General features: G+C 48.3%; 12 protein-coding genes, 16 tRNA genes and 3 rRNA genes. 3 read left to right on the forward strand and 28 right to left on the reverse strand.

Features of this window, described 5'->3' with window-relative positions; all coding sequences use genetic code 11:
- The 21 genes from AAV35_RS09920 to AAV35_RS10020 form a co-directional block, all read right to left on the reverse strand.
- On the reverse strand, nucleotides 1–1,707 hold the full coding sequence (locus AAV35_RS09920; RefSeq protein WP_040609871.1) for an ABC-ATPase domain-containing protein: 1,707 nt from the start codon (nucleotides 1,705–1,707) through the stop codon (nucleotides 1–3).
- Nucleotides 1,708–1,846: 139 nt separating this feature from the next.
- Nucleotides 1,847–1,920 (reverse strand) — tRNA-Gly (locus AAV35_RS09925).
- 102 nt (nucleotides 1,921–2,022) lie between these two features.
- Nucleotides 2,023–2,472 (reverse strand): hemerythrin domain-containing protein, encoded by a 450-nt coding sequence (locus AAV35_RS09930; protein WP_008592166.1) that lies wholly within the window; start codon nucleotides 2,470–2,472, stop codon nucleotides 2,023–2,025.
- Nucleotides 2,473–2,620: 148 nt separating this feature from the next.
- Nucleotides 2,621–2,703, reverse strand: a tRNA-Leu gene (locus AAV35_RS09935).
- 21 nt (nucleotides 2,704–2,724) lie between these two features.
- Nucleotides 2,725–2,798: transfer RNA gene (locus AAV35_RS09940), tRNA-Cys, on the reverse strand.
- Between the two features lie 12 nt (nucleotides 2,799–2,810).
- A tRNA-Gly gene (locus AAV35_RS09945) sits at nucleotides 2,811–2,882 on the reverse strand.
- 1 nt (nucleotide 2,883) lies between these two features.
- Nucleotides 2,884–2,958: transfer RNA gene (locus AAV35_RS09950), tRNA-Gln, on the reverse strand.
- A gap of 11 nt (nucleotides 2,959–2,969) precedes the next feature.
- A tRNA-His gene (locus AAV35_RS09955) sits at nucleotides 2,970–3,045 on the reverse strand.
- Nucleotides 3,046–3,060: 15 nt separating this feature from the next.
- A tRNA-Trp gene (locus tag AAV35_RS09960) sits at nucleotides 3,061–3,131 on the reverse strand.
- A gap of 5 nt (nucleotides 3,132–3,136) precedes the next feature.
- Nucleotides 3,137–3,222, reverse strand: a tRNA-Tyr gene (locus tag AAV35_RS09965).
- An 18-nt stretch (nucleotides 3,223–3,240) separates the two neighbouring features.
- A tRNA-Thr gene (locus AAV35_RS09970) sits at nucleotides 3,241–3,316 on the reverse strand.
- A 5-nt stretch (nucleotides 3,317–3,321) separates the two neighbouring features.
- Nucleotides 3,322–3,397: transfer RNA gene (locus AAV35_RS09975), tRNA-Phe, on the reverse strand.
- Between the two features lie 15 nt (nucleotides 3,398–3,412).
- Nucleotides 3,413–3,489: transfer RNA gene (locus AAV35_RS09980), tRNA-Asp, on the reverse strand.
- A gap of 6 nt (nucleotides 3,490–3,495) precedes the next feature.
- Nucleotides 3,496–3,572: transfer RNA gene (locus AAV35_RS09985), tRNA-Met, on the reverse strand.
- A gap of 20 nt (nucleotides 3,573–3,592) precedes the next feature.
- A tRNA-Val gene (locus AAV35_RS09990) sits at nucleotides 3,593–3,668 on the reverse strand.
- A 10-nt stretch (nucleotides 3,669–3,678) separates the two neighbouring features.
- A tRNA-Glu gene (locus AAV35_RS09995) sits at nucleotides 3,679–3,753 on the reverse strand.
- Between the two features lies 1 nt (nucleotide 3,754).
- Nucleotides 3,755–3,846 (reverse strand) — tRNA-Ser (locus AAV35_RS10000).
- Between the two features lie 5 nt (nucleotides 3,847–3,851).
- A tRNA-Asn gene (locus AAV35_RS10005) sits at nucleotides 3,852–3,926 on the reverse strand.
- Between the two features lie 11 nt (nucleotides 3,927–3,937).
- Nucleotides 3,938–4,052 (reverse strand): 5S ribosomal RNA (gene rrf, locus AAV35_RS10010).
- A 112-nt stretch (nucleotides 4,053–4,164) separates the two neighbouring features.
- Nucleotides 4,165–7,076, reverse strand: a 23S ribosomal RNA gene (locus AAV35_RS10015).
- 223 nt (nucleotides 7,077–7,299) lie between these two features.
- Nucleotides 7,300–8,868 (reverse strand): 16S ribosomal RNA (locus AAV35_RS10020).
- The 16S, 23S and 5S rRNA genes sit together here with 15 tRNA genes alongside, the layout of an rRNA operon.
- A gap of 394 nt (nucleotides 8,869–9,262) precedes the next feature.
- Here AAV35_RS10020 and AAV35_RS10025 point away from each other — a divergent pair.
- Complete coding sequence (locus AAV35_RS10025; protein ID WP_008588534.1) at nucleotides 9,263–9,625, forward strand: YgzB family protein; 363 nt, start codon at nucleotides 9,263–9,265, stop codon at nucleotides 9,623–9,625.
- 138 nt (nucleotides 9,626–9,763) lie between these two features.
- On the opposite strand, the gene perR is transcribed toward AAV35_RS10025, so the two are convergent.
- The 4 genes from perR to bcp all read right to left on the reverse strand — a co-directional run bounded on the left by perR (nucleotide 9,764) and on the right by bcp (nucleotide 12,337).
- Nucleotides 9,764–10,207 carry a peroxide-responsive transcriptional repressor PerR gene (gene perR / locus AAV35_RS10030; protein ID WP_040609129.1) on the reverse strand — a complete coding sequence of 148 codons (444 nt, stop codon included), beginning with the start codon at nucleotides 10,205–10,207 and terminating at the stop codon, nucleotides 9,764–9,766.
- A 108-nt stretch (nucleotides 10,208–10,315) separates the two neighbouring features.
- Nucleotides 10,316–10,873: a cob(I)yrinic acid a,c-diamide adenosyltransferase gene (locus AAV35_RS10035; RefSeq protein WP_008588532.1), complete on the reverse strand. Its 558-nt coding sequence runs from the start codon at nucleotides 10,871–10,873 to the stop codon at nucleotides 10,316–10,318.
- Between the two features lies 1 nt (nucleotide 10,874).
- Nucleotides 10,875–11,825, reverse strand: coding sequence for a D-2-hydroxyacid dehydrogenase (locus AAV35_RS10040; protein ID WP_008588529.1), 951 nt, complete (start codon nucleotides 11,823–11,825; stop codon nucleotides 10,875–10,877).
- 38 nt (nucleotides 11,826–11,863) lie between these two features.
- Nucleotides 11,864–12,337: a thioredoxin-dependent thiol peroxidase gene (gene bcp, locus AAV35_RS10045; protein WP_008588527.1), complete on the reverse strand. Its 474-nt coding sequence runs from the start codon at nucleotides 12,335–12,337 to the stop codon at nucleotides 11,864–11,866.
- A 173-nt stretch (nucleotides 12,338–12,510) separates the two neighbouring features.
- On the opposite strand from bcp, the gene AAV35_RS10050 reads away from it, so the two are divergent.
- Nucleotides 12,511–13,809, forward strand: a complete 1,299-nt coding sequence (locus AAV35_RS10050; RefSeq protein WP_008588525.1) for a glutamate-1-semialdehyde 2,1-aminomutase — start codon at nucleotides 12,511–12,513, stop codon at nucleotides 13,807–13,809.
- Between the two features lie 137 nt (nucleotides 13,810–13,946).
- On the forward strand, nucleotides 13,947–15,014 hold the full coding sequence (locus AAV35_RS10055) for an FUSC family protein (RefSeq protein WP_008588523.1): 1,068 nt from the start codon (nucleotides 13,947–13,949) through the stop codon (nucleotides 15,012–15,014).
- A 53-nt stretch (nucleotides 15,015–15,067) separates the two neighbouring features.
- On the opposite strand, the gene AAV35_RS10060 is transcribed toward AAV35_RS10055, so the two are convergent.
- The 3 genes from AAV35_RS10060 to AAV35_RS10070 form a co-directional block, all read right to left on the reverse strand.
- Complete coding sequence (locus AAV35_RS10060; RefSeq protein WP_008588522.1) at nucleotides 15,068–17,107, reverse strand: bifunctional diguanylate cyclase/phosphodiesterase; 2,040 nt, start codon at nucleotides 17,105–17,107, stop codon at nucleotides 15,068–15,070.
- Nucleotides 17,104–17,502: an MHYT domain-containing protein gene (locus tag AAV35_RS10065; RefSeq protein ID WP_008588520.1), complete on the reverse strand. Its 399-nt coding sequence runs from the start codon at nucleotides 17,500–17,502 to the stop codon at nucleotides 17,104–17,106. The genes AAV35_RS10060 and AAV35_RS10065 overlap by 4 nt, the downstream gene beginning before the upstream one ends.
- 287 nt (nucleotides 17,503–17,789) lie before the next feature.
- The gene (locus tag AAV35_RS10070; RefSeq protein WP_008588518.1) at nucleotides 17,790–19,550 is read right to left on the reverse strand and encodes an ABC transporter ATP-binding protein; all 1,761 of its coding nucleotides are present in this window, start codon (nucleotides 19,548–19,550) and stop codon (nucleotides 17,790–17,792) included.
- Nucleotides 19,551–19,597: the final 47 nt, after the last annotated feature.

Raw genomic sequence — 19,597 nt, forward strand, 5'->3', positions numbered from 1 at the left:
TTACCTTAGATCCTCCACCTTTGCGGTACGGATTCTGTTTAAGGTGGCTGCAATTTCAAACTTTCTCGGTCTGGCCAGTTCCCCGGGATGCTGATTCCTGAAAGGAGCGGCGAAGGAAAGTCCTTCTGCATCAATCTGTTTATCAATCGCATCTACCAGTTCTTTCAGCGTCTCTTTTTTCTTCAGCATACCCTGTTTATTCATATGGGTGATCAGATCAGCGATGAACCTCGTCTGAGAAGCATCAACGAGCTGCTCAAGTCCTTCCATGCGTATGTCGTGCCTTCCCATAATTATATGATACATCCCCTTGGACTGCACTTTTTCCTTCTTCCCGCGCTGGGCCTGAATGGTGGCCGGAAGAAAAGACCGCGCCGGCAGGGAACCGAAAGAAAATTCCTCTTTCTTACGTTCGCTCGGGTAACGGGAAGCTATTTCCCTGGCCCTGGCCGTCACATCATGCGGGATGTACTGATCCATCATTATCACGTGATCGGCAGCGTGGAAATATTCACCGGATCCACCCATGACGAGGATCGTCGAGACATCGAGCTCATCCCTCATCTGCTCGATTTTATCGATGAAAGGGGTGATCGGCTCTTTCTCTTTAGCAACAAGTTCCTGCATACGTTCATCCCGGATCATAAAGTTCGTCGCACTGGTGTCTTCGTCTATCAATAGAGCTCCGGCACCTGTCTCAAGCGCCTCGACCACATTCGCAGCCTGCGATGTACTTCCGCTCGCATCCTCTGTTGTAAAAGTGGAGGTATCGGTGCCGTGCGGTAGATTCTTAATGAAAGAGGAAATATCGACGTTTGTAACTTTCCTTCCATCTTCCGCTCTCACTTTAACGGCGTCCGGAGCAGTGATGACATATTCGCGCCCATCTCCCTGTTTATGAGGATACACCCCTCTCTCAATGGCCTGGAGCAGGGTGCTTTTTCCGTGATAGCCGCCCCCTACTATCAGCGTGATGCCTTTTTTGATTGCCATACCTGTGAGCGGTTCTGTGCGATGTGGCAAAGAGATGGAAACCCGGTTCTCTTCCGGACTTTCAAAAGGTACTGCGTTTTTCATCGGTCGCTGGCTGATTCCGCTTTCCCTTGGGAGAACAGACCCGTCCGCTATGAATGCTTCCCAGTCATTTTTCTCCATTTCTTCTCGGATTGCGTCGTACTGATCGGCAAGTTCACATGCCTGATCAATCTCCTCATCTTTTATAGACATAATCGACTGTTCCACTATCGCAGGTAGGACTTCGAAAAAAAGTTTTTCAGCTTCCTTTCCGTTAATTCGGCGTCCATTCGCCGGCAGGCCTACCGTGAAACAGAGCACTGTAGAATCCTGTTCTATCATAACCGCGGTACGTTCAAGAACTTCCTGACCCGGCTGATCCATTCCTACATCTCCGCTTTTTCCCGAACCTTTCACGTTCGATTTATGCTTCTTCACCGTTTCTGAAACGCATCGGGTAAGTGTATCTTCCGTATAAACTCTTCTTGATCTGGAGGTCGTCCACTCCTTTTTGATGGAACGTTTCGCTTCCGGAACTCTTATTCTTATTTTGGAAGGGGCCGCAAAAGGGTCTCCCTGCACATAGTCGATGTGAAGCTTGTAATCCCGGAAAGAATAAGTCCCCTGGATCTGTTTATATCCCTTGTAACTTTTCCCGTCTATTTCTTTTAAATGTTTTTTCAGCTGTTGCATGATAACACTTCCTTTCATAAAATCTGTCTCATCTATATGTATGTATCCATTTTCAATCATGAAAAAACGCAATGCTTCGTTATTCATTAACGAAACACTGCGTTGGCACGTGGTATGAAAACATAATTTCAAACACTAGTGGAGCGGGTGAGGAGAATCGAACTCCCGTCATCAGCTTGGAAGGCTGAGGTTTTACCACTAAACTACACCCGCCCGAAGAGGTCAGGACAACTTCAAGGGATAGTTTACATTGTAACAACGACCAGAAAGGGTTTCAACCTTTTTATTTAAAAAAACGCAACTTGGAAAGTTGCGTTACTTACCACTGTAACTGTCAATGTGAAACTTGCCTTCCACTTTATAAAGTTCTTTATCCGGAACTGCACTTTCTATTTTCGGAAAGATGACCCTTTCTTCCATTCTAATGTGATCATGAAGCTTCTCTCCCAATTCCTGAAACACTTTATAATCGAATCTCTCCAGCTTACGCAGTTTAACGATAAGTCCACGTATCACTGTATGATCGATAAGCATTTTCTCTATATCTTCATCCTCTTCTATCTTTGCATAGCAGGCGTACAGCGGGAGAAGGATTTCCTCTTCTTCCCTGAAGTGTGCTTCCCCATCATTTTCCCAGAAATCTTCAATATCCTTCATAATTTCTCTGAACTTGTCTTTTTCTTCTGTTTTCTGTAACTTCTGAGCAAGTACAAGACCATGGTGATGGTGGTGCGACAAAGGAACTAACGCTTCGTGTCGTTTCATTTTTATCCCTCCTACCCTCTTTATACCACAAATCCGGGTAATAAATCATCTGTCCGTAATACGTACTTCCGCCTTCTGGAAGGAAGGAGCTGACTTTATGTATTCATTACAAAAAAACTACCAGGATTCTGGTAGTTTTCATTATATATAGCGAAGGTGGGATTCGAACCCACACGCCCAGAAGGCACAGCATTTTGAGTGCTGCGTGTCTGCCAGTTCCACCACTTCGCCACGATTTTTATGTTTATTTTTTGGAGGCGGCAACCGGATTCGAACCGGTGATAAAGGAGTTGCAGTCCTCTGCCTTGCCACTTGGCTATGCCGCCATAACCTCAAAGAGCGAGAGACGGGATTCGAACCCGCGACCCCCACCTTGGCAAGGTGGTGTTCTACCACTGAACTACTCTCGCATGGCTGGGCTAGCTGGATTCGAACCAGCGCATGACGGTACCAAAAACCGTTGCCTTACCGCTTGGCCATAGCCCAACAATAAAAAATGGGGCGACTGATGGGAATCGAACCCACGAATGCCGGAGCCACAATCCGGTGCGTTAACCACTTCGCCACAGTCGCCATAGATTGAAAAAACAGGGGTAGTAGGACTCGAACCCACATCGGCGGTTTTGGAGACCGCTGTTCTGCCTTTGAACTATACCCCTAAAAATGGTGGAGGGAGCAGGACTCGAACCTGCGAACCCGATGGGAGCGGATTTACAGTCCGCCGCGTTTGGCCAACTTCGCTATCCCTCCATTTTTTATTAAAGTATCTGGTGCCGGCCAGAGGACTTGAACCCCCAACCTACTGATTACAAATCAGTTGCTCTACCAATTGAGCTAGGCCGGCAAAAGTGGTGGCTCGGGACGGAATCGAACCGCCGACACACGGATTTTCAGTCCGTTGCTCTACCGACTGAGCTACCGAGCCACTTTTATGTATTAATGGCGGTCCGGACGGGACTCGAACCCGCGACCTCCTGCGTGACAGGCAGGCATTCTAACCAACTGAACTACCGGACCAAAATTTGGTTGCGGGGGCAGGATTTGAACCTGCGACCTCCGGGTTATGAGCCCGACGAGCTGCCAGACTGCTCCACCCCGCGATGTTGAAGTATAACTTCTATGGTGGAGGATGCAGGGCTCGAACCTGCGACCCCTTGCTTGTAAGGCAAGTGCTCTCCCAGCTGAGCTAATCCTCCAGTGAAATAGTGGTGACCCGTACGGGATTCGAACCCGTGTTACCGCCGTGAAAGGGCGGTGTCTTAACCACTTGACCAACGGGCCATGGCGGAGAGAGAGGGATTCGAACCCTCGAGACCCGAAAGGGCCTACACGAGTTCCAATCGTGCTCCTTAAGCCAGACTCGGACATCTCTCCAGAAATGGCTCCACCGGTAGGATTCGAACCTACGACAAATCGGTTAACAGCCGATTGCTCTACCACTGAGCTACGGTGGAATATTGAAACGACCTGGCAGCGCCCTACTCTTGCGGGGGGTAACCCCGACTACCATCGGCGCGGAAGAACTTAACTTCTGTGTTCGGCATGGGAACAGGTGTGACCTCTTCGCTATTGCCACCAGATCTACAATTGAACTTTCCTTCGGACAAAAACCATTATATTGTTCCGAATGGAAAATTTCAAGAGGTTTTTTGAAAAACCTTCAAAACTGGATAAGAAACATACGACCAACGTATAGAGAAGATCTCGATGGATTAGTATCCGTCTGCTGCACGTGTCGCCACGCTTCCACACCGGACCTATCAACCTCTTCGTCTCAGAGGCATCTCTACAAAGGGAAATCTCATCTCAAGGGGGGCTTCATGCTTAGATGCTTTCAGCACTTATCCCGTCCACACGTAGCTACCCAGCAATGCTCCTGGCGGAACAACTGGTACACCAGCGGTGTGTCCATCCCGGTCCTCTCGTACTAAGGACAGCTCCTTTCAAATTTCCAACGCCCACGACGGATAGGGACCGAACTGTCTCACGACGTTCTGAACCCAGCTCGCGTACCGCTTTAATGGGCGAACAGCCCAACCCTTGGGACCGACTACAGCCCCAGGATGCGATGAGCCGACATCGAGGTGCCAAACCTCCCCGTCGATGTGGACTCTTGGGGGAGATAAGCCTGTTATCCCCGGGGTAGCTTTTATCCGTTGAGCGACGGCCCTTCCATGCGGTACCGCCGGATCACTAAGTCCGACTTTCGTCCCTGCTCGACTTGTAGGTCTCGCAGTCAAGCTCCCTTGTGCCTTTACACGCTGCGAATGATTTCCAACCATTCTGAGGGAACCTTTGAGCGCCTCCGTTACTTTTTGGGAGGCGACCGCCCCAGTCAAACTGCCCACCTGACACTGTCTCCGGACCGGATCACGGTCCTGGGTTAGAATGTCCGTACCGCCAGGGTGGTATCCCACGGGCGCCTCCACCGAAGCTTGCGCTCCGGTTTCGATGGCTCCCACCTATCCTGTACAAGCGATACCAACATTCAATATCAGGCTACAGTAAAGCTCCACGGGGTCTTTCCGTCCTGTCGCGGGTAATGCGCATCTTCACGCATCGTATAATTTCACCGGGTCTCTCGTTGAGACAGTGCCCAAGTCGTTGCACCTTTCGTGCGGGTCGGAACTTACCCGACAAGGAATTTCGCTACCTTAGGACCGTTATAGTTACGGCCGCCGTTTACTGGGGCTTCGGTTCAACGCTTCGCTTACGCTAACGCATCCCCTTAACCTTCCAGCACCGGGCAGGTGTCAGCCCCTATACTTCACCTTACGGTTTCGCAGAGACCTGTGTTTTTGGTAAACAGTCGCTTGGGCCTCTTCACTGCGGCTCCTCGGCAGAGGAGCACCCCTTCTCCCGAAGTTACGGGGTCATTTTGCCGAGTTCCTTAACGAGAGTTCTCCCGATCACCTTAGGATACTCTCCTCGCCTACCTGTGTTGGTTTGCGGTACGGGCACCCGCCATCCTCGCTAGAGGCTTTTCTTGGCAGTGTGAAATCAGGAGCTTCGATACTCATGTTCTCTCCCCATCACTGCTTGCACTTGCCGGACGGATTTGCCTATCCGACGCGCTCACAGCTTGGACGCACACATCCAATGGTGCGCTCTCCCTATCCTCCTGCGTCCCCCCGTTCGCTCGAACGGAGGCGGGTGGTACAGGAATCTCCACCTGTTGTCCATCGCCTACGCCTTTCGGCCTCGGCTTAGGTCCCGACTAACCCTGAGTGGACGAGCCTTCCTCAGGAACCCTTAGGCTTACGGTGAAAGAGATTCTCACTCTTTTTTCGCTACTTATACCGGCATTCTCACTTCCAGTCGCTCCACCAGTCCTCACGGTCTGACTTCACAGCTCCTGGAACGCTCTCCTACCACTTGCATCATCGATGCAAATCCGTAGCTTCGGTGGTGTGTTTAGCCCCGGTATATTTTCGGCGCAGCGTCACTCGACCAGTGAGCTATTACGCACTCTTTCAATGATAGCTGCTTCTAAGCTAACATCCTGGTTGTCTAAGCAACGCCACATCCTTTTCCACTTAACACACACTTAGGGACCTTAGCTGACGGTCTGGGCTGTTCCCCTCTTGACCATGAACCTTCTCACCCATGGTCTGACTCCTCGACGCGAGTCGCTGGCATTCGGAGTTTGACTGAACTCGGTAACCCGGTAGGGGCCCCTCATCCAATCAGTGCTCTACCTCCAGGACTCCTGGCCGAAGGCTAGCCCTAAAGCTATTTCGGAGAGAACCAGCTATCTCCGTGTTCGATTGGCATTTCACCCCTACCCACCCCTCATCCCCGTAATTTTCAACTTACGTGGGTTCGGGCCTCCAGTCAGTATTACCTGACCTTCACCCTGGAGATGGGTAGATCACACGGTTTCGGGTCTACGACCGTCTACTCGAGACGCCCTGTTCAGACTCGCTTTCGCTGCGGCTCCACACCTACGGTGTTTAACCTTGCAGCCGATCGTAACTCGCCGGTCCATTCTACAAAAGGTACGCCGTCACCCATTAACGGGCTCCGACTACTTGTAGGCACACGGTTTCAGGTTCTCTTTCACTCCCCTTCCGGGGTGCTTTTCACCTTTCCCTCACGGTACTGGTTCACTATCGGTTACCAGGGAGTATTTAGCCTTGGGAGATGGTCCTCCCGGATTCCGACGAAATTTCTCGTGTTTCGCCGTACTCAGGATCCACTCCGGAGGAGGGAGGATGTCGGCTACAGGGCTGTTACCTGCTATGGCTGGACGTTCCAGTCCGATTCGCCTATCCTCCCTCTTGGTAACTCCAAGGGAGTGTCCTACAACCCCAGAGAGCAAGCTCTCTGGTTTGGGCTGGTTCCGTTTCGCTCGCCGCTACTCGGGAAATCGCATTTGCTTTCCTCTCCTCCGGGTACTGAGATGTTTCAGTTCCCCGGGTCTACCTCCGACCACCTATGTATTCAGTGATCGGTACTGTCCCATAACGGACAGTGGGTTCCCCCATTCGGACATCTTCGGATCAACGCCTACTTACGGCTCCCCGAAGCATTTCGGTGTTTGTCCCGTCCTTCATCGGCTCCTGGTACCAAGGCATCCACCGTGCGCCCTTCATTTCTTCACTATACTAGTGAAAAGACGCTTCATTCTAAAATAAAGATCGATGTTGGTCCAGATCAATATCTTACGATATTGTCTGTTTGTTTCTTATCCAGTTTTCAAGGTTCAAAGAGAGCATAGATCTCTCAAAACTGAACATGTTTTAGCCATGCGCCGGAGCGCTCCATAAGAGCGCCCGGTTCGTGCGGATCCTTCCCGTAAGGGGAAAGACCCGTTCCTATCCTTAGAAAGGAGGTGATCCAGCCGCACCTTCCGATACGGCTACCTTGTTACGACTTCACCCCAATCATTGGCCCCACCTTCGACGGCTGGCTCCTGTAAAGGTTACCTCACCGGCTTCGGGTGTTGCCAACTCTCGTGGTGTGACGGGCGGTGTGTACAAGGCCCGGGAACGTATTCACCGCAGCATGCTGATCTGCGATTACTAGCGATTCCGGCTTCATGCAGGCGAGTTGCAGCCTGCAATCCGAACTGAGAATGGGTTTCTCGGATTGGCTACCCCTCGCGGGTTCGCTTCCGTTTGTCCCATCCATTGTAGCACGTGTGTAGCCCAGGTCATAAGGGGCATGATGATTTGACGTCATCCCCGCCTTCCTCCGGTTTGTCACCGGCAGTCACCTTAGAGTGCCCAACTGAATGCTGGCAACTAAGATTAGGGGTTGCGCTCGTTGCGGGACTTAACCCAACATCTCACGACACGAGCTGACGACAACCATGCACCACCTGTCACTTGGTCCCCGAAGGGAACCTTCCATCTCTGGAAGTAGCCAAGGATGTCAAGACCTGGTAAGGTTCTTCGCGTTGCTTCGAATTAAACCACATGCTCCACCGCTTGTGCGGGCCCCCGTCAATTCCTTTGAGTTTCAGCCTTGCGGCCGTACTCCCCAGGCGGAGTGCTTAATGCGTTAACTTCAGCACTAAGGGGTGGAAGCCCCCTAACACCTAGCACTCAGCGTTTACGGCGTGGACTACCAGGGTATCTAATCCTGTTTGCTACCCACGCTTTCGCACCTCAGCGTCAGAAACCGACCAGAGAGTCGCCTTCGCCACTGGTGTTCCTCCACATATCTACGCATTTCACCGCTACACGTGGAATTCCACTCTCCTCTTCAGTTCTCAAGTTCCCCAGTTTCCAATGGCCATCCGTGGTTGAGCCACGGGCTTTCACATCAGACTTAAGGAACCGCCTGCGTGCCCTTTACGCCCAATAATTCCGGACAACGCTTGCCCCCTACGTATTACCGCGGCTGCTGGCACGTAGTTAGCCGGGGCTTCCTCGTGAGGTACCGTCAAGGGACCGCTCTGTTCGCACGGTCCTTGTTCTTCCCTCACAACAGAATTTTACGATCCGAAGACCTTCATCATTCACGCGGCGTTGCTCCGTCAGACTTTCGTCCATTGCGGAAGATTCCCTACTGCTGCCTCCCGTAGGAGTCTGGGCCGTGTCTCAGTCCCAGTGTGGCCGATCACCCTCTCAGGTCGGCTACGCATCGTCGCCTTGGTGAGCCGTTACCTCACCAACCAGCTAATGCGCCGCGGGCCCATCTGTAAGCGATAGCAAGAAGCCATCCTTTTACCATCGGTTCAGGAGAACCGTTGGGTTATCCGGCATTAGCCCCGGTTTCCCGGGGTTATTCCGGTCTTACAGGCAGGTTGCCCACGTGTTACTCACCCGTCCGCCGCTCGTTCCACGAGCGTCCGCCCCGAAGGGCTTCAGCTCGCTTCCCGCGCTCGACTTGCATGTATTAGGCACGCCGCCAGCGTTCGTCCTGAGCCAGGATCAAACTCTCCATAAAAGAGATTGATTAGCTCAATCATAATTCGTTCAAAAAATTGACGCATGGCATAAAACATTGTTCAGTTTTCAAAGATCCATTACAACGTCGCCTCAAAACAGCGACTTAATTAATATATCACATCTGCTGACATCCGTCAATAATCAAATATGATTTATTGTTTTTGTTGCTCTTCGCGATGTGTTTTCCTTAACGCGACGATTAACAATGTATCACGAGCTGAATATAAACGTCAATGATTTTCCCTGATTTTTTATTTTATTTTCTCCGACCTGACTGTCCTGCTTTAAAACAACCTTGTCGAAAGATTGACGTTTTTATAACAGTTGCCTTTCTCTTTCTATGAAGTCTCTCTCCTGTGATACAATAATCCATATAGAAAGAAGGTGAATTCATGGCACTGAAATACAGCAACAAAATAAATAAAATCCGTACGTTCGCTTTATCATTAATTTTCATCGGTTTCGCTATCATGTACGTCGGTCTTCTCTTCAAAGACATAGCCTGGTTGATGGTAGTAGCCATGATACTCGGAATGATCGCTATTCTTTTCAGTACGTTAGTGTATTTCTGGATAGGCATGATTTCCACGAAGGCTGTCCCCATCATCTGCCCCTCCTGCGGGAAACAGACAAAGATGCTCGGACGTGTCGATGCCTGTATGCACTGTGATCAGCCGCTGACAATGGACCCTGAACTTGAAGGTGAAGAATTCGACGAAAGCTACAATTCGAAGAAAAGAAAAACCGAACAGTGATTATTCAGGAACGGACCCCATTAAGAAAAACTAAAAAAGCTTCCGGCGGTGTTTATACGACACTGCCGGGAGCTTTTTTGTGGTTATCAATAATGATCGCTGTATAAAAAAAGATCTTCTTTGCTGCCAAAGAAGATCCTAATGAGCTGTCTGCGCCCGGCACTCGGGACACGTTCCGTACACTTCCATGCGATGGTGACTTACATTGAAACCCGTCACCTGTTCCGCCAGTGATTCCACCTCATCCAGGCTTGGATAATGAAAGTCCACGATCTTACCACACGACTCACAAATAGCATGGTAGTGATCCGTAGTATTACAATCAAACCGGCTCGAAGAATCCCCGTAAGTAAGCTCCCTCACAAGTCCGATTTCCTTAAGGACACGAAGGTTATTGTAGACAGTGGCTACGCTCATGTTCGGAAATTTGTGTTCTAAGGCCTTATATATATCATCAGCAGTAGGATGGCTCATCGACTGGACGAGGAACTCAAGTACCGCATGACGCTGAGGGGTAATACGAACTCCTGACTCTTTCAATGTATCAATCGCACCTTGAAGTCTATAATCAGACACCGTCATGCACCTCGCTTTCTAAACAGAAATAACTAACTATAAAATTATCAAATAATAATCTTTATAAATAGTGTAACTCTGTTCCTCTCCCCCTGTCAATCTTTTGCTTTGTCCTTATACATCAGGATTCAGGTTAGTTTCTGTTCCTTCGAGCGTATGGTTAACATATCTCGCTGCCACGAACAATAAATCCGACAGCCTGTTCAAGTAACTGACAGCAAGCGGATTATTGAGTTCCTCTTCAAGCGCAGAAGCATACCTTTCTGCACGACGCACGACAGTACGGGCCATGTGGAGATGGGCAGCCGCTTCCACTCCTGTAGGGAGAATGAAGTTCTTCAAATCAGGAAGATCTTCATCCCACTGGTCGATGAGTGCCTCCAGCTCATTGACGTGTTCTTTTTTTAGCTGCCAGAAAACTTCTTTCCCTTTCGGTGTCGCAAGTTCTGCTCCGACATGAAAAAGGATAGTCTGAATTCTGTTCATCTCTTCAAGCATTTTATCTCTGCCGGTGAAATCCTCTTTCCTTAAATAACTGATGGCAACTCCAATTACGGAATTCGCTTCATCACACGTGCCGTAAGCTTCCACCCGTTCATGACTTTTCGGCACCCTGTCCCCGTGTATAAGTGAAGTTTTACCCTTGTCACCGGACCTTGTATAAATCCTCATCTCAATAACCCCTTTCTAAATCAATCACGTTTTCCATCGTCTCATTTTCAATGTAAGCTTTAATGTTTCTGTCAAAAATTTCAAAACCTCTCGGCAAATAACGGGAGGTGATTCCCGAGATATGCGGGGTGACCGTAATATTCTCTTCTCTCCAGAGAGCATGTTCCGCAGGAAGCGGTTCCTCTTCCATCACATCAAGAATGGCATGAGAAATGAGCCCCTCCTGTACAGCCTCGAGAAGAACGTCCGTGGAAACCAGCTCTCCTCTCCCCATATTAAGGAAAACGGCATGGGCAGGCATGGCTTCGAAATGTTCTTTCCGGAGCAGTCCCCGCGTTTCTTCAGTGCTCGGGAGAACAGCAGTTACATAGTCCCCCGTTTCCAGAGCTTCCGTAAGCTGATCTATACGAAACACTTCGTCAAAATGCTTCTTCGCCTCTCCGGATCTCGATACTCCTACCGTTTTCATATTAAAACATTTCGCGAGACGTGCAGTTTCAGAAGCGATAGCCCCTGTACCCAGAAGAGTCATGGTATGACCATTCATTTCCTGAAATTCAAGCCTTCGATTCCACCTGGACTCCTTCTCCTGCAGATGAAGTTCCTTCATTCGTTTCGCATTCTGCAAAAACATACCTATTGCATATTCAGCCATAGGCTGAGCGTGGATACCTCTTACGTTCGTTACAAGAACCCCTCTTTCCCGGATGGCTTCGAAAGGCATCCGGTCCATACCGGCAGACATCACCATAATCCATTTCAGATTTACCGCCTTCTCTATCTTCTCCTTATCGAGATCTTCTCCATATGTAACGAGAATATCCGCCTCTTCCAGAAAAGGCTCTCCCTCTTTCATACCATGGCAGTATCTGAATTCGAGGGAGGGATACTTTTCATCAAGCCACTGCTGCAGATCCTCGGGAACGTTTTTCAAAACCGAAAGCACCTTCATTGTCTGTTTCCTCCTTATTCCTGATCACGGGTCTGAAATTAAGATTCCAGATTTTCTTTAATGTAGCTTAAAGCTTCTTCCACATGACCTTCCACTTTAACCTGACGGAACTCTTCCTGCAGAACACCGTCTTTATCGATGATAAATGTGGAACGTTCCATTCCGTATTTTTCGTCACCTGCGCTCCCCTGCACTTTGAGTGCCCCGTATTTTTCGGCAACATCAAAGTTCTCATCGGCCAGAAGCAGAAACGGAAGATCATATTTGTCTATGAACTTCTCGTGGGAGTCCACAGGGTCTGCGCTCACACCGAGGATTACGGTATCAAGTTCTTTAAAGCTCTGGTGATTGTCACGGAAATCACAGGCTTCACTGGTACACCCGGGAGTCATATCTTTCGGGTAAAAATAAAGCACGACATTCTTTCCTGCGTAATCTTTCAGGGACACATCCTTTCCATTGTTTGCTGGAAGTGTAAACTCGGGCGCCTGAGTTCCTTTTTCTAAATTCATTACGATTCCTCCTTCATCTTATTATCTTACTTTCTACTTTAAAGGAAAGTATCAAAAACTTCCAATATTTCTAAATTATCATCTATCTTCCACTTCCACCTCTCATGATCGCTCTTATCTGTCTCCATATGATAAACTACTTAAAGAAAAACCGAAGAATGGAGGTAGTATAGTTGAATATACATACGTCAGAAACGTTATTCAAAGAAGCAGAAGAACATATCGTCGGAGGAGTCAATTCCCCTTCCCGTGCCTACAAAGGGGTGGGCGGCGGCACGCCTGTTTACATGAAAAAAGGGGAAGGATCACGTTTTATAGATGTGGATGATAATGAATACATTGATTTTCTTGGTGCTTACGGCCCTATTATCACCGGGCACGCCCATCCGCATATAACCAGTGCCATAAAAACTGCCGCAGAAAACGGTGTCTTATACGGCACACCTACTTCCCTCGAAAATGAATTTGCGAAAAAGATCAAGAGTGCTATCCCCTCCCTTGATAAAGTGAGGTTCGTAAACTCAGGCACAGAAGCAGTGATGACCACTATCCGGGTAGCCCGTGCTTACACCGGAAGAAATAAAATCATAAAATTCTCAGGATGCTATCACGGCCACTCCGACCTTGTGCTCGTAGCAGCGGGATCGGGGCCGGCGACACTCGGCACTCCCGATTCAGCAGGGATTCCTGCCTCTATAGCCGAAGACGTCATTACCGTACCTTTCAACGAGATCGCCCCGCTGAAGGAAGCGTTGAAACGGTTCGGTGACGAAATCGCAGCCGTACTCGTGGAACCGATCGTCGGCAACTTCGGAATCGTCACTCCGAAAGAAGGGTTCCTTGAGCAGGTGAACGACCTTACTCACGAAACAGGGGGACTCGTAATCTATGATGAGGTGATCACCGCGTTCCGTTTCAACTACGGAAGTGCACAAAATCTTGTAGGGGTGGAACCTGACATGACCGCAATGGGGAAAATCATCGGTGGCGGTCTCCCTATCGGTGCCTACGGGGGGCGCGTCGATATTATGGAACAGGTAGCCCCGCTCGGCCCCGCTTACCAGGCTGGTACAATGGCCGGAAATCCTGCTTCCATGGCAGCGGGCATCGCCTGTCTCGAAGTGCTGGAAAAACCGGGTGTCTATGACCATCTCGACAATCTGGGGGCGCAGCTCGAAAAGGGTATTGCGGAGCGGGCTTCCTCTCACGGTATACCTGTACAGATTAACAGGCTCGGAGGAGCATTGACCGTATATTTTACAGACCACCCTGTAGAAAATTATGAGGATGCCGAAAATACCGACGGCGAAAAATTCGCTTCATTTTTCCACAGCATGCTCGAAAAAGGTATAAACCTGGCTCCTTCCAAGTTTGAAGCATGGTTTTTAACCACTGCCCATACAGAAGAGGACATTCGCATAACTCTGGAAGCTGTCGACAGCACGTTCGCAGAAATGACAGGAGAAAAATAGTGATAATTAATCGTCAAACAAAGCGAAAACATTTACAATAAGTAAAGGAAGAGCCTTACCTTTTTCTTCCGCGTTCAGGGTAGCCCGAGTTCGAGAATGCCCTGACGCTTATTTTTCAAACTAAAGGATGATGTGACTTGAAACTGGGAGCAAGAATGGTCAAAACCGGGCTGGCTGTGGCCATAGCCTTATATGTAGGAAATATGTTCGACTTTCTCTCACCTTTACTTGCAGCTATTGCCGTAATATTTTCACTGCAGCCTTCTATTTTTCGTTCTTATCAGTCCATCATCGAGCAGGTCCAGGGTAATCTGATTGGGGCACTGATTGCAGTTCTGACCGTTTTCACGCTGGGCAACGACCCGTTCGTCGTAGCGTTTGCCATTATCGTTTCAATCGGGATCACTACGGGAATGAAAATGAACGAAAATACGGTCTCTCTTGCCGTAGTAGCCGTAGTTGCCCTTATGGATTCGACAGACCTGACCTTCCTGCCTTTCGCGACTTCACGAATCGCTTCGATGTTTTTCGGGATTTTTACGGCTTTCATTATAAATCTGGTCTTCCTTCCTCCTAAATACGAAACGAAATTGTTCGCCAGTATTGATGAGTCCACCCGTGACATTTTACAGTGGATCAGAGTAACCACAAGAAAGTTATCCGACGAACCGGCACTTAAATATGAGACTACGCGTATTCAGGATGAAATACGAAGACTGGATCACACGTACCTTCTTTATTCTGAAGAAAGAACCTATTTAAAAGGAAAAGGATTCGCTAAAGGCCGGAAACTAGTTGTATTCCGCCAGCTGATTACAACTACGAAGAAGTCCTTCGATGTCCTGAAGGCTTTCCATCGGCTGGAAAATAAAATCGAGCACATACCCGAAGAGTTTCAGGATGCTCTCGTCTATGAACTCGACAAACTCGTCAATGCCCACGAAAAACTGATCCTGAGCCTGAAAGGCAGAATCAAACAGACACACAAGCAGGCACTTCGCCGGGTGGAAACGCCTGACATTCCACTGATTGTCGATCGGCTTATGAACGAGTATGAACACGGGTATGACAAAGATAGGCTCATTTTTCTTCCTCTGGCTTCTCAGTTGATGGAGTATCACTACCAGCTGGAGAAACTGAAGCGTTTGCTGAAAAGCTATCAGAAAAACTCCCAGAACGAATACATCCAGACAGGACTCAAATAAAAAAGGAAGCCCGCGGGCTTCCTTTTCTTAATGCTCATACATTCCTGACACCCTCAGCTGACTCTTCCTTTAAATAAAAGTCTCTGTACGTCTTCCTTGGAAATCGGTTTACTGAACAGGAACCCCTGATAGTACAGACATTGCCTCTCCTTCAGGTAGTCCAGTTGCCCTGAGGTCTCCACACCTTCCGCTATTACGTTCAAAGCTAAACGATTCCCCATTTTGATGATAGTATCGATAACCGCCTGGTCTTTTTCACTTTCGTGTACTGTCTGAATGAACGATTTGTCTATCTTCAAAGTGTCCAGAGGAAAATCTTTCAAATACTTCAGGGAGGAGTAACCGGTGCCGAAGTCATCCAGCGAAAGCTTTACACCCATCTGTTTCAGTTCTTTCATAATAGGAATGGCCTCTTTCGTATTCTGGACGACACTTTCGGTAATCTCAAGCTCTACATACTCGGGCGGCAGCTGTGTCTCTTCCAGTATCTTCCCGATGACTTCGGGCAATTCGCGGTTTTGAAACTGCACCGACGAAATATTCACCGCAACGTGCCCGAGTTCGTACCCTTCGTCCAGCCACTCCCTGAATTGTTTACAAGCCTCTTTAAGTACCCATTCCCCGATAGGGATGATCAACTTCGATTCTTCTGCAAGAGGTATGAATTCCGCCGGTGAAATTCTTCCAAGTTCAGAGTGTTCCCACCTGAGCAAAGCTTCCATCCCGATGACTTCACCCGTATTCGTATTCACCTGAGGCTGATAATAAAGAGTCAGCTCCCCACTTTCATGAGCCTGCTGCAAACCGATTTCCAGCAGCGTCTTTCTGGAAACCTCTTCATTCATCGATTCCGTGAAAAAGCACGCGATATTATCGCCTTTCTTCTTAGCCTGATACATTGCCATATCGGCGTTTTTAATCAGTTCGTCTGCTATTTCCCCGTCCTCCGGATATGTACTGACCCCTATGGCAAGAGAAGTGTAAATTTTAAACTCTCTTAATAAGAACGGACTTCCAAGCGCCTGTGCAATGTTCCTCGTAAAGCTGCTTACCTGGTAGGAAGTGGCTTCGGGGTACACGATAATAAATTCATCACCGCTGTTTCTGGAAAGTATAGCTTCTAAAGGCAGAAGTGTCTTCAAGCGTTCCGTCAGACTTTTCAGCAGTTCATCTCCCATGTTATGACCGTACAGATCATTGATACTCTTGAAACGGTTAAGATCCAGAAATAATATGCTGACACTGGTGTTATTTTTAGCTGCTTGTTGAAGAGACATGGAGAGATGATCGTGCAGCATTCTCCGGTTCGGCAACTTTGTAAGATCGTCTTTGTAAACCAGCTCGCTGATTCTTTTCTCATGCGACACACGTTCTGATATATCCCTTATAATGCCCGTGAAATAGACGTCTCTCTGTTCATGCACAGCTGACAGAGACAACTCGACAGGAAAGACACCTTCCGTTTTATGCAGCCCCTCAAGTTGTACAGTCTGATTGGTCACAGTTTTCTTTCGCGTGTTTAAATACTCCGCCAATCCTCTTTCATGAGCTGTACGATACTTTTCGGGCATTATAGTGGTAAGAGGCTGCTTTATAATCTCCTCCGAAGTATATCCGAATATCTTCTCCGCAGCTTTATTCCAACTGAGTATCGTCCCCTCTTTATCGGTTATGATAATAGCATCGTTGGCGGACTTAATAATAGATTTATGGATTTTACTGCTCAGGGAGTAATTTTTATGCGCATCTTCCATTTTTCTATTGTAGTAAATGACAATTACCAGACAGAAAAGGATTACCAGGAAGATGACTCCGATAAAGTATCCGAGAACCCCCTGGTTAATCGCTGCCTCCGCTGCCGGTTCTCCGAGCGGTTCCTTCATCTCATAAGTGGCCGAAGCCATCCCTGTATAGTGCATCCCTGAAATAGCCGTTCCCATCAGCACTGAACTTCCTCCCATAACCAGAATATTGTTTTTTGAATCGTTCTTCTCCTGTAAAGAAAAGATATAAAGAGCAGCAGTAGAGGCTCCGAAAGCGATAAGAGCCGAGAGAGTAACCAATCCCCTGTCGTAAATGATTTCTGCGTTCATCTGCATAGCCTCCCCCCCACATAGTGCATGGAGAGTACGCCCACAGCTAAAAAAGGAGAGGCGAAAAACAGAAAACGCCAATCTCCTGAGAATCTGTTTATCGCAAAAAAAGCTCCAAAACTTGCCAATACAGCACTAATAATACTTAATGAAAGAAGATAGGGGTTGTAGGTAACCACCATATTCATATCAAACGCCAGCATCGCCACGAAATGCATGGACCATACCCCGCTGCCAAATACTATACTCCCCGTCACTGCCCACAGTGTACGCTGTTTTCCGCTCGAGTTCTGCAGCATACGCTGAGCGATCAACAGAGAAGTGTAAGAAGCGAATACTGCTATACTGACCGAAAGCAGCACAAGCTCTGTAATGTAATTACCCGTGTTCTCCATAATATGTTCCCTTCTTTTTTTAATATACCGATCACACTCGTTGCTTCACTTATAAAAGTGCTCTACTATCTATTTTTATTAAACCGGTACCGAAGCAGCTTTACTCTTACTATCGGTCTCTTTTCAAAAACTTTCAGTATTCGTTCAAACTATTGTCCGACCGACTGACAATTTGAAAGAAAAAACGAGTCAGATAGTGATATTCCTGAGGTCAGATGGTATAAAGACCGGGGACTATATACAAAAAAGCCTGCAAAACCGGAGTTTTGCAGGCTGGCATCCATTCTTCAGGATAATGGTACATCGTCCAGTTCCTGAACCTGATAAAGATTGTAATAGTGACCTCTTTTGGCCATAAGTTCGTCGTGTCTGCCACTCTCCACAATATGACCGTTTTCGATCAGCACTATGCGGTCGGCGTGGGTAATCGTGGAAAGCCGGTGGGCAACGATAAAAGTGGTGCGTGCCGAAGCCAGTCGTTCCAGTGCAGACTGAATCAGACTTTCGCTTTCAAGATCCAGTGCGGAAGTAGCTTCGTCCAGGATGAGAAGAGAAGGGTTCTTCAGGAACACCCTGGCAATGGCTATCCGCTGTTTTTGTCCGCCGGAGAGCTTGACGCCTCTCTCTCCGACCAGGGTCTCGTACCCGTAAGGAAGCCCGGTGATGAATTCATGTGCATTGGCTGCACGGGCCGCTTCCATCATCTGTTCATCTGTTGCATTCGGATTCCCCATCTTAATATTCATGGCTACCGATTCACTGAATAAAGTGTTGTCCTGAAGAACCATACCTATCTGATCCCTTAACGAACGGACTTCTACGTCCCTGACGTCCGTATCGTCTACCAGAATACGGCCGCCGGTTACATCATAGAAGCGGGGAATCAGACTGATAAGGGTCGATTTCCCTCCCCCGCTCATTCCTACGAGGGCAATCGTCTCTCCCTGATCGACATGAAGAGTAACATTCTTCAGAACTTCCTGTTCTTCCTGTTCGTAACTGAAAGAGACGTTGTCGAACGTCACTTTACCGTCCAGAGCCGTCAATTTCCGGGCACCTTTTTTGTCTTTGATATCGTAAGGTTCGTCGATGAACTCAAAGACCCGGTCCATGGAAGCGATGGACTGTGTCAGAACGGTAGCTGAGTTCACAAGCCGCCGGAGCGGTCCGTAAACCTGATCCATATAACCGACAAAAGCCACCATCGTACCCACGGTGACAGAACCGCCGATCACGAGATAACCCGCCACCCCTATAAGAAGAAGGGGAGCAAGGTCCGTAATCGTAAACGTCACGGAATACGTATAAGCGTTCCAGTTCGTATGACGGATCGCCTTAGTCAGGAAGTTGGAGTTTTTCTCATCGAACTGTTTCTGTTCGTAGTCTTCAAGAGCGAAACTCCGGGTGACCGGTACTCCCTGCACCCGCTCGTGCAAGTGTCCCTGGACTTCTGCAAGAGCCTGGGACCGCTCACGGGTAAGAGTGCGTAAGCGTGAATAGAAATATTTCACGGCGAACCCGTACAGAGGAAACAGAGCTATGGCTACAAGTGTCAGCCATACGTTCATCGTAAGCATGATGATTACGGCAATGAGAATCGTTACCATATCAAGCCATATATTCATGAGTCCTGTAATTACAAAGTTTTTCGTCTGCTCCACGTCGTGTATTACCCGGGAAATGATTTCTCCCGATTTTGTCTTCGAGTAATATCTGAGACTCAGTCGCTGAATGTGATCGAATAAATAGTCACGGATATCATATAAAATATTACTGCCGATCCACTGAGCATAGTACTGGCGTAAATATTCCACCGGTGGACGAACTACGACGAAGAGGAACAGGGCCCCTCCGATAATCCAGAGAAGCTGATCCACTTTCTCGGACTGGGCCATGGATTCACTGCCGATGATGTTGTCGATTACGTACTTCGAAATAAGCGGCAACAGTAAAGGAATTCCGAATTTAACGACGCCGATCATAATCGTAAAGACGATTTTCCATTTATATGGAGTTACAAAATACATATACCTCTTAATGGTATCCATACAGAATGTACCTTCTTTCTACTATCAAAATAAGTGAGCGCACTATT

The sequence above is a fragment of the Salimicrobium jeotgali genome (genome assembly GCF_001685435.2).
In the GTDB taxonomy this organism is placed as follows: domain Bacteria; phylum Bacillota; class Bacilli; order Bacillales; family Halobacillaceae; genus Salimicrobium; species Salimicrobium album.